Annotated in this window: 11 protein-coding genes; 7 read left to right on the plus strand and 4 right to left on the minus strand. The window is 69.8% G+C overall.

Annotated features, from left to right (window positions below):
* Positions 1-1,216: phosphoribosylamine--glycine ligase (purD, locus tag VFX99_RS07050; RefSeq protein WP_329665594.1), on the minus strand; the 1,216-nt coding region annotated here is incomplete at its 3' end.
* Between the two features lie 135 nt (positions 1,217-1,351).
* On the opposite strand from purD, the gene VFX99_RS07055 reads away from it, so the two are divergent.
* From VFX99_RS07055 to VFX99_RS07065, 3 genes are all read left to right on the plus strand, one after another.
* Complete coding sequence (locus VFX99_RS07055) at positions 1,352-1,777, plus strand: hypothetical protein (protein WP_329665595.1); 426 nt, start codon at positions 1,352-1,354, stop codon at positions 1,775-1,777.
* 43 nt (positions 1,778-1,820) lie between these two features.
* Positions 1,821-2,189, plus strand: a complete 369-nt coding sequence (locus VFX99_RS07060) for a sterol carrier family protein (RefSeq protein ID WP_329665596.1) — start codon at positions 1,821-1,823, stop codon at positions 2,187-2,189.
* Positions 2,190-2,283: 94 nt separating this feature from the next.
* Positions 2,284-2,670 carry a potassium transporter Trk gene (locus VFX99_RS07065; protein ID WP_329665597.1) on the plus strand — a complete coding sequence of 129 codons (387 nt, stop codon included), beginning with the start codon at positions 2,284-2,286 and terminating at the stop codon, positions 2,668-2,670.
* Positions 2,671-2,698: 28 nt separating this feature from the next.
* Here the strand turns inward: VFX99_RS07065 and VFX99_RS07070 are convergent, their stop codons facing one another.
* A complete protein-coding gene (locus tag VFX99_RS07070) occupies positions 2,699-3,310 on the minus strand; it encodes a zinc-binding alcohol dehydrogenase (protein WP_329665598.1) in 612 nt (203 codons plus the stop codon).
* A gap of 83 nt (positions 3,311-3,393) precedes the next feature.
* Here VFX99_RS07070 and purM point away from each other — a divergent pair, with 83 nt between their 5' ends.
* Both purM and purF read left to right on the plus strand, forming a co-directional pair.
* Positions 3,394-4,551, plus strand: coding sequence for a phosphoribosylformylglycinamidine cyclo-ligase (gene purM / locus VFX99_RS07075; protein ID WP_329665599.1), 1,158 nt, complete (start codon positions 3,394-3,396; stop codon positions 4,549-4,551).
* 5 nt (positions 4,552-4,556) lie between these two features.
* The gene (gene purF / locus VFX99_RS07080; protein ID WP_329665600.1) at positions 4,557-6,017 is read left to right on the plus strand and encodes an amidophosphoribosyltransferase; all 1,461 of its coding nucleotides are present in this window, start codon (positions 4,557-4,559) and stop codon (positions 6,015-6,017) included.
* Positions 6,018-6,114: 97 nt separating this feature from the next.
* On the opposite strand, the gene VFX99_RS07085 is transcribed toward purF, so the two are convergent.
* Positions 6,115-7,242, minus strand: a complete 1,128-nt coding sequence (locus VFX99_RS07085; RefSeq protein ID WP_329665601.1) for a carboxylate-amine ligase — start codon at positions 7,240-7,242, stop codon at positions 6,115-6,117.
* 88 nt (positions 7,243-7,330) lie between these two features.
* Here VFX99_RS07085 and VFX99_RS07090 point away from each other — a divergent pair, with 88 nt between their 5' ends.
* Positions 7,331-8,578, plus strand: coding sequence for a CynX/NimT family MFS transporter (locus VFX99_RS07090; protein WP_329665602.1), 1,248 nt, complete (start codon positions 7,331-7,333; stop codon positions 8,576-8,578).
* Positions 8,579-8,630: 52 nt separating this feature from the next.
* Positions 8,631-9,047 (plus strand): TIGR02611 family protein, encoded by a 417-nt coding sequence (locus VFX99_RS07095; protein ID WP_329665603.1) that lies wholly within the window; start codon positions 8,631-8,633, stop codon positions 9,045-9,047.
* A 44-nt stretch (positions 9,048-9,091) separates the two neighbouring features.
* Here the strand turns inward: VFX99_RS07095 and VFX99_RS07100 are convergent, their stop codons facing one another.
* Complete coding sequence (locus VFX99_RS07100) at positions 9,092-9,268, minus strand: DUF3073 domain-containing protein (RefSeq protein ID WP_292825255.1); 177 nt, start codon at positions 9,266-9,268, stop codon at positions 9,092-9,094.
* Positions 9,269-9,438: the final 170 nt, after the last annotated feature.

The following is a 9,438-nucleotide window of genomic DNA, read 5'->3' on the forward strand; positions in this document are numbered from 1 at the left end:
CGAGCACGGCGTGAAGGTGATCGAGTTCAACGCGCGCTTCGGCGACCGAGGTGCCGACGCCGACGACGTTGAGGACTCGGCCACCCGTCGCGACGAGGTCGTCGCCCCCGACGGCGGTCGCGGCGTGGGCGATGTGAACCCCCTCGACGGATGCCGCGGCATCCAGTCCTCGAATCACGCGGCCGGTGACCGGCGCCTCGGGGTAGCCCTCGCTGGCGAGTACGACCGTCACCGCCACCGCCTCGGCGAACGCCGGCCGCGGCCGCTCCTCGAGCGTGCCGGACGCCGCCGCGAGCAGCAGCTCGGACAGCGGGTCGACGAGCCGGGGCAGCACGACCTGGGTTTCGGGGTCGCCGAAGCGCGCGTTGAACTCGATCACCTTCACGCCGTGCTCGGTCAGGATGAGCCCCGCGTACAGCAGTCCGATGAAGGGTGTGCCCTCGGCATCCAGCCGTCGGATGACGGGCTCGGCGATGTCGCGGGTGACGAGGTGGACGAACGCGTCCTCGTCGCCGAACAGGTCCGACAGCCAGGGGAGCGGCGAATAGGCCCCCATGCCCCCGGTGTTCGGGCCGGCGTCGCCGTCGCCGAGGCGCTTGTAGTCCTGCGCGGGACTCAGCGGCAGCACGCGGTCGCCGTCGCTGAGGAAGAACAGCGACACCTCGGGTCCGGACAGGAACTCCTCGACCAGGACAGCGCCCGACGGCAGGAAGGAGGCGGCGTGCGCGACGGCGGCGGCGCGGTCGTCGGTCACCAGGACGCCCTTGCCGGCTGCGAGGCCGTCGGCTTTCACGACATGCGGTGCTCCGAGCTCGTCGAGCGCCGCCTCCACCTCGGCGACGGTCGTCGCACGGATCGCGCGGCCGGTCGGAACGCCTGCGGCATCCATGATCCGCTTCGCGAACGACTTCGAGCCTTCCAGTTGGGCGGCCGCACGACCGGGTCCGAAGACCGGGATGCCGCGCTCGCGCAGCGAGTCCGCGACGCCTGCGACCAGAGGCGCCTCCGGACCGATCACCACGAGGTCGATCGCATGATCGTTGGCGAAGTCGGTGACGAGGCCGGGATCGTTCGCGTCGAGGTCCACGATCGTCGCATCCCGGGCGATCCCGGCGTTGCCCGGAGCCGCGAACACCTCGTGCGGCTCGTCCTCCGAGCGCAGCGCGAGGATGATGGCGTGCTCGCGCGCGCCCGGGCCGAGGACCAGGATTCTCACCCGCACAGCCTACCGAGCGGGGCTCGGACCACCGGGGGGCCGTTTCGTCTCGCTTCGCTCGACGACCGAGGCCGTCGACGGCAGCGGGACGAAACGCCCGGTGCCAGCGACCCCCAGCGGTGGGACAATTGCTGCATGGCAGCCGAACGCGGCCCATCGGCCGGTGAGGGCGTCGAGGACGAGCACGTCGTCGACGACGAGTTCCTGTCCGTCGTGGTGCGTCCGTCGCCGCGCTACGGCCGCTTCCTGGGTGCCGGCATCGTCCTGGGTCTTCTCGTCGCGGTGATCCTCACCTTCATCGCGGGCAACGGGCCGGACGCGACGGACCCCCTGGGTGCAGGGGCATCGGGTGTGCTGCGCGTCTTCGGGGTCTACGCCGCGTTCTGCGTCGCGTGCGGTCTGCTGCTGATGGGCACGCTGGCCCTGGTTCTGGACCGAGTGGTCTCCAAGCGTGCCCGGCCGGCACGGGCGGAGCACGTCACCACGCTGGTGGTCGATCTCGACGCTCCCGCGAACGACCGCGCTCCCCGCTGGGTGCGCGACGAGGACGACGTCACCTGAGATCCGACCCGGTCGCGTCAGCGCACCGGCGTACCGTGGACGCGTGCCGAAGAGAATCACGACCGGCGACGGCCGCGCCGCGCTGTCCGCCGTGCGTGCGGCGGTCGCGGCATCCGAGAAGCCGGTGCGTGCCGAGCTGGCGACCGCCGTGCGATACCTCCTGCAGCTGCTCGTAGAGAAGGCGCCCGGCGGCTCGGTCGAGGTGCGCGTTCCGCCATTCGGGGCCGTGCAGGTGATCGAGGGCCCGCGCCACACCCGTGGGACGCCCCCCAACGTCGTCGAGACCGACGCGGCGACCTGGATCGCGCTCGCGACCGGCGAAGAGCAATGGGCGGATGCCGCAGCAGCCGGCCGCATCGTCGCCTCCGGCATCCGCGCCGATCTGTCCGACCTGCTGCCGCTCCGACCGTGACCGCCGCGACGCTCGGCTGCTGACGCCTCGAACCCGGCCGCCGCGGCCGCCCCGCGGGGGAGCCGGCCCGGCCCCGCGGTGAGAGAATGGAGGCATGGCCGAGCAGTTCCCCGACGAACCGGATGCCGCGGTATCCTCTCGCTCGGATGATGCGCGCGAACCGCGCGCCGTCGTCGAAGACCGCATCGAGACGGTCCGGGTGCGGCGGGCGCCGAAGTACTCGGTGTTTCTGGCGGCAGGAGCGGGCCTCGGCATCCTGGTGGCCCTGATCCTGACGTTCGCGTTCAACGGCACCGGCGACACCAGCCCCAACACCGGCATGGTCTACTCGCAGGCGCAGGTCTTCGGTTTCGTCGCGCTGATCTGCATCACAGTCGGCATCGTCGTCGGTGGCGTAGTAGCGCTCATCCTCGACCGCGTGCTGGCCCGCCGAGCCCGCGAGGTCCGGGTCGATCGCGAGACCATCCACATCGAGGAGTGACCCCGCGGACACCTTCGCTGCCGCCGAGTCAGGCGAGCTCGGCGATGATCGGGTGGATGGCCGCGTCGAAGGCGACGACGTCTCCACGCAGACCGTCGGTCACCGCGATCGTCAGCGATCCGATCCACCACACTCCGCGCTGGGTCAGTGGCAGCACCTGCACGTTGAGCTCGAACGAGTGCGCCCGCCGGCCCACCTGACGCTCATGCTCGGCGATCGCACTGGCGTACGCGCGGTACGAGACGCCCGGCTTCGCCGCGGCATCCTTCCGGTAGCGCTCGTGAGCAGACTGCGAGAAAGCCAGAGCCTCGGCGGCATGCGGGATGATCGCCGACCGCAGCACGTCCGAGCCCTCGGACGGAAGGGCCACGAGGGTCTCGAATCCGTCGACCAACTCGAGCGGCACCGGCGAGGGATGAGCCGTCGGCTCGACCGTCATGGCCCAGTACTCGCGCCATTGGCGCTCGAGCAGGGCCTGCGCCTCTTCACTCCGGTCGTTGCCGCGCGGAGGGATGCCGCGAAGATGCGGCAATTCATCCGGCGAGCGGATGCCGAGCACCTGGCGCAGGTAGAGCGCGAGCAGGACCGGCTGCCCCGCATCCTCGCGGATCAGCCACTCCGGACCACCCGTCCCGCCCATGACTCCAGTCTACGGCGGGCGTCCCCCACGCGACCCCGGCGTCCGGCGCCTCCGTCTCGGCCGACCGCCGGTAGGCTGGAGCCGTGGCATCACCCTCCCGAGACGCCTCCTCCCCCGGACGTGCGCCCGTGAACCCCTATGCCGAAGCGGGGGTCGATACTGCCGCCGGCGACCTCGCGGTCGAGCTGATGAAATCCGCCGTGCGGCGCACCCACGGTCCCGAGGTGCTGGGTGGAGTCGGCGGCTTCGCGGGTCTGTTCGACGCATCCGCCCTGCGTGCGTACGCGCGCCCGCTGCTGGCGACGAGCACCGACGGCGTCGGCACCAAGGTCGCCATCGCACAGGCCATCGACAAGCACGACACGATCGGTCTCGACCTGGTGGGCATGGTCGTCGACGACATCGTCGTGGTCGGTGCGAAGCCTCTGTTCATGACCGACTACATCGCGTGCGGCAAGGTCGTCCCGCAGCGCATCGCCGACATCGTCGCGGGAATCGCGCGCGGCTGCGCCGAGACCGGAACGGCCCTGGTCGGCGGGGAGACCGCCGAGCACCCGGGTCTGCTCGGCGTCGACGACTACGACGTCGCCGGCGCTGCGACAGGCGTCGTCGAAGCCGATCGCATGCTCGGCGCCGCCCGCGTCGTCCCGGGCGACGTCGTGCTCGCCCTCGCCTCGAGCGGGCTGCACTCCAACGGCTACTCCCTGGTCCGCCGCATCGTGACGGGGGCCGGCATCGGCTACGGCGATCGCGCGGCCGACTTCGCCACCACGTGGGGCCAAGCGCTGCTGGAGCCGACCCGGCTCTACACGTCCCCGCTCCTGCGCCTGGTCGCCGGACTCGGCGACGGCGTGCACGCCCTCAGCCACGTCACCGGCGGCGGCATCGCCGCCAACCTCGCCCGGGTGCTTCCGCACGACACGTGGGTGGAAGTCGATCGATCCACCTGGTCGCCGTCGCCTGTCTTCCGCGTGCTCGCAGAGCTCGGCGGACTGGACCTCGAGTCGACCGAGGCCACCTGGAATCTCGGCATCGGCTTCCTCGCGGTCGTCTCGACCGCGCAGGCGGACGCCGCGGCATCCGCTCTGGCGAAGGAAGGCATCGACACCTGGCAGGTCGGCGTGGTGCGCGACGGAGCGCGGCCTGATGACGTGCACGGCGAATTCGAGCAGGGCGCGAAGGGCGTGGACGGCGGCGCCGTGCGCCTCGTCGGAACATACAGCGAGCACGGAGCGAACTAGATCCCATGTGCGGCATCGTCGGAATGGTCGGGCAGGGCTCGGTCAACCAGGAGATCTACGATGCGCTGCTGCTGCTGCAGCACCGCGGTCAGGACTCGACCGGCATCGCCACGGCCGAGCCGAACGGCGTGTTCCACATCAACAAGGCGCGGGGCATGGTTCGGGAGGCGTTCCGCACGCGCGACATGCGCACCCTCCTCGGCACGATCGGCCTGGGCCACGTGCGGTACGCCACGAAGGGCACGGCATCCAGTGAGGAGGAGGCGCAGCCGTTCTACGTGAACGCGCCGTATGGGATCGTCCTCGTGCACAACGGCAACCTCACCAATACGCGCGAGCTGACCGACGAGCTCTTCCACACCGACCGCAGGCACCTCAACACCTCGAGCGACACCGAGCTGCTCGTTAACGTCCTCGGAGGCGAGCTGCAGGCCTCCATCTCGGGGATCGAGCTCGATCCCGAGCAGGTGTTCCAGGCCGTCTCGCGGGTGCACGAGCGCGTCGAGGGCTCGTACGCCGCAATCGCGCTGATCGCCGGCTACGGCCTGTTGGCGTTCCGCGATCCGTTCGGCATCCGTCCTCTGATCATCGGCACGCGCAAGACGGATGCCGGGGCGTACGAGTGGATCGTGACGTCCGAGTCGCTCGTGCTCGAGAACGGCGGCTTCGAAGTCGTGCGCGACGTGCTCCCGGGGGAGGCCGTGTTCATCGACCTCGATGGGCACCTGCACACCAAGCAGTGCGCCGCGAACCCGCGCCTGGTGCCGTGCTCGTTCGAGTACGTCTACCTCGCGCGTCCGGACTCGATCATGAACGGGATCTCGGTGTACGAGGCGCGGCTGCGGCTCGGTGAGCGCCTCGCCGACACGATCGCGAAGTACACCCCGATGGGGGCGATCGACGTCGTCATGCCGATCCCCGACTCCTCGCGTCCGGCCGCGATGCAGGTCGCACGCAAGCTCGGCCTGGAGTACCGCGAGGGCTTCTACAAGAACCGCTACGTCGGCCGGACGTTCATCATGCCGGGCCAGGCGGTGCGCAAGAAGAGCGTGCGCCAGAAGCTCAACGCGATGTCCAGCGAGTTCAAGGGCAAGAACGTGCTGCTGATCGACGACTCGATCGTCCGGGGGACGACGAGCAAGGAGATCATCCAGATGGCGCGGGACGCGGGCGCGCTGTCGGTGACCTTCGCTTCAGCCGCACCGCCGGTGCGGTACCCGCACGTGTACGGCATCAACATGCCCTCGCGTCACGAGCTCGTCGCCCACGGACGGACCATTCCCGAGATCGCGCGGGAGCTGGGTGCGGACTACATGGTCTACCAGGAGGTCGACGACCTCAAGGCGGCGATCCTGGAGGGCTCGGACGTCGAGGACCTCGACATGAGCTGCTTCGACGGCCGCTACGTAACCGGAACCGTCAGCGAGGAGTACCTCGAGTGGGTCGAGGGCTCGCAGGAGTCCTGACGCGGGCGCCGACCGGCGTTTCGTCTCGCTTCGCTCGCTCAACGACCGGCCGCTCGCTCAACGACCACCGACCGAGACGAAACGCACGGCGCACCGCTCACAGGTCGTGGTGGAACTCCTCGATCAGGTGATCCACCACCGCGGTCATGGCCTCATCCTCGTCTGCGCCTGACGCCGTCGCCTCTGCCACGACGGCGCGCTGGCGCTGGGCTGACGTCCCCGCCGATGCGATCGTCAGCACGCGCTCGACATCCGACCGGCACCCCAGCGCATCCGCGTCCTCCGCGATCATCTCGATCAGCTCGGCCATGAGCTGCGGGAAGGGCACGATCTTGTTGGCCCCGAAGTCGATGAGCCCCTCGGTCACTCCGTAGCGCTGGGCACGCCAGCGGTTCTCGCCGATCAGGAACCGGTCGTAGATGCGCCAGCGCTGATTGCGGATACGCAGGCGCCACAGCATCCGCAGAACGCACTGCGTGACCGCTGCCAGCGCGAGCGCGTCCTCCGCCCGGGGCGAGACGTCCATGATCCGGGTCTCGAGTGTCGGGTAGTGGTGCGACGGCCGGATGTCCCACCAGATCTTCGACGAGTCCTCGATGATGCCGAGCTCCACGAGCACGCCGACCGATCGCTGCAGCTCCGCCCAGCTCTGATAGTCCGGCGGCAGCCCCGTGCGGGGGAGGTTGTCGAACACGGAGATGCGGTACGAGGCGAGACCCGTGTCCTCGCCCTGCCAGAACGGCGACGATGTCGACAGGGCCAGCAGGTGCGGAAGGAAATACGGCATCTGCCGCAGGAGGTCGTTGCGCAGCGCGTTGTCGCCGATGCCGACGTGCACGTGGCACCCGCAGATGAGCAGCCGGCGGGCGACGCCGGCCAGGTCTCGTTCCAGGCCGCGGTAGCGCTCCTTGTCGGTGTGGTGCTGGGTCTTCCAGTCCGAGAACGGGTGGCAGGATGCCGCGATCGGCGCGAGCCCGTATCGGCCCGCGTGATGCGAGATGGTGGAACGCAGCCGTCGCAGGTCATCGCGCGCCGCGCCCACGGTTCGGCAGACCACCGTGCCGATCTCCACCTGGCACTTCTTGTACTCGGGACTGACCTGATCCTGCAGATCGGCGCGGCAGTCTTCGAGGAATCCTTCCGGCGCCACCCCGAGCGCCCTGGAGTCGCGGTCGACGAGCAGGTATTCCTCCTCGATGCCGATGGTGAACTCCGGTCGCTCCATCGCGATCCCCTTCCGTTGCCCTATCTCAGCGCTCCGGACGCCGCACGGCAAGGCCGGGCGCCCGAACGGTCGCCCGTAGGCTTGAGACGTGACCCCCGCCCCCGATCCCCGGCTCGCCGCTGCGCGCCCGCTGTGGCAGGGCAGATCTCTCGCCGTCATCGGGATCATCCTCTTCGCGTTCTCACTGCGCTCCGCGGTGGCCTCCCTCTCGCCGCTGATCGACCACATCACCGAGGACTTCGCGATGCCACCGGCGATCATCGGGCTGATCGGAACCGCGCCACCGGTCTGCTACGCCGTGTTCGGCATCCTGACCCCGATCTTCGAGCGCAGGCTCGGGCTCGAGCGACTCACGGTCATCTCGATCGCGGTGGTGACCGTGGGCATGGTGCTGCGGGGGTTCGCGACCGACTCGGTCGCCCTGCTGCTGGGCACGTCGCTGATCTTCGCCGCCGTCGGAGTGGGCAACATCCTGCTCCCGCCGCTGGTGCGGAAGTACTTCCCCGATCGCATCGGGCTCATGACCACCATCTACACGACGACGATGGCGGTCGCCTCGTTCCTTCCTCCTCTGGTCGCCGTGCCGGTCGCCGACGCGTCCAGCTGGCGTTTCTCGCTCGGCCTGTGGGCCGTGTTCGCCGGGATCGCCCTCATCCCGTGGATCGGGATGCTCGTCCGCGAGCGGGCGAGAACCGCTGACGAGGAGATCGAACCGCCCAACCCGCAGGTCTTCGGGCGCATGTGGCGGATCCCTCTCGCCTGGGCGCTCGCGGTCGGCTTCCTCGCCGCCGGCACGATCGCTTACACCTCCTTCGCCTGGCTCCCTCAGCTGCTGGTCGATACGGCCGGCGTCACGCCCGCCGCCGCGGGTGCGCTGCTGTCCCTGTTCGCCGCCATGGGTCTGCCCGTCTCCCTGGTCGTGCCGCTGCTGGTCACGCGGTACCACGCCACCCGGGTGCTGTTCGGGGTCGCCGTGACCTGCGGCCTGACCGGGTTCGCCGGGCTGCTCTTCGCCCCCCAGGCCGCTCCGTGGCTGTGGGTGGCCCTCATCGGGCTCGAGCCGCTGCTGTTCCCGCTGACGCTGGTGCTGCTCGGACTGCGCACGCGGACGCATGAAGGATCGGTCGCATTGAGCGGCTTCGTGCAGAGCATCGGCTATGGGATCGTCGCACTGTTCCCGGTCGGCATCGGTCTGCTGCACGCAGCGACCGGATCGTGGACCGGGCCCATACTCGTCCTCGCTGCAGTCGTCGCGTCGGCGATCCCGGCGGGAGTCGCCGTCGCCCGGCGCGTCACGATCGAGGACGAGTGGGAGCGGCGGCACGGAGCCTGGTGACTCGAAGCCGGTTCCCAGCCGGCACGCGATATATCGTGTTAGCGTCGCCGATATGCACCGCGATCAGCTGCCCAGTCCCCCCGCCGCGGACGCCGTGTGGGGCCGGCATTTCTCAGCCGACCTCGAGCGCACCGTCCGCGCGGAGATCGCCGACGCCGAGCGCCCTGATCAGCCTGTGCGACGGATGCTGCGCCGAGCGCGTGCGTGGGTGTCGCGGTATCCGCGGCTCGAGCAGGCCTATCGGACGGCGGTGGCAATCGTCGGCGGCCTGCTGACCGCGGGCGGAGTGCTGCTCATCCCGTTGCCCGGGCCGGGCTGGCTCGTGGTCTTCCTGGGGCTCGCGGTGCTGGGTACCGAGTTCCGCTGGGCCGGGCGCCTGGCCGGCTGGCTCAAGCGACGGCTGGACCAGTTCTGGACGTGGTGGAAGGCACGGCGCGCGCGCCGCGCTGCCCAGCAGACGATGGCCTGACGCGCGGACTCAGCGCGACGGCACGGCGACGTGAGACCTATGACTCAGGCCTTCTCGTCTTCGTACTCGTCGGCGTACTGGTCGGCCCACTTGTCGACGTACTGCTCGTCGTCGGGATGACCCAGTTCCTTCTCCAGCGCGGAGTAGTTCACGCTCGGGCTGTAGGACTTGAGTTCGCGCGCGATCTTGGTGTGCTTCGCCTTCTGACGGCCACGCCCCATGCGAGACCCCCTCATTTCTGAGTCGCGGGCGGTGCGGGGGCAGTCCGCCGCGTCAACCCGGGCATTCACGAAACCGGCTCGAGGCCGGTAAGAGTAGCATTCAGGATAACACGGAGGCCTCGGTCGCTGACCGCTCCGACCCGGCGTCGAAAGGGCGAACAGACATGGCC

Origin of the sequence: Microbacterium sp. (assembly GCF_036277215.1) — a bacterium.
GTDB lineage: Bacteria > Actinomycetota > Actinomycetes > Actinomycetales > Microbacteriaceae > Microbacterium.

Bases quoted from the DNA above. Each gene is read 5' to 3' on its own strand.
- VFX99_RS07055 (WP_329665595.1), top strand. From the start codon at position 1,352: ATGGCAGCCGAACGCGGCCCATCGGCCGGTGAGGGCGTCGAGGACGAG.
- VFX99_RS07065 (WP_329665597.1), top strand. From the start codon at position 2,284: ATGGCCGAGCAGTTCCCCGACGAACCGGATGCCGCGGTATCCTCTCGC.
- VFX99_RS07070 (WP_329665598.1), bottom strand. From the start codon at position 3,310: ATGGGCGGGACGGGTGGTCCGGAGTGGCTGATCCGCGAGGATGCGGGG.
- purF (WP_329665600.1), top strand. From the start codon at position 4,557: ATGTGCGGCATCGTCGGAATGGTCGGGCAGGGCTCGGTCAACCAGGAG.
- VFX99_RS07085 (WP_329665601.1), bottom strand. From the start codon at position 7,242: ATGGAGCGACCGGAGTTCACCATCGGCATCGAGGAGGAATACCTGCTC.
- VFX99_RS07095 (WP_329665603.1), top strand. From the start codon at position 8,631: ATGCACCGCGATCAGCTGCCCAGTCCCCCCGCCGCGGACGCCGTGTGG.
- VFX99_RS07100 (WP_292825255.1), bottom strand. From the start codon at position 9,268: ATGGGGCGTGGCCGTCAGAAGGCGAAGCACACCAAGATCGCGCGCGAA.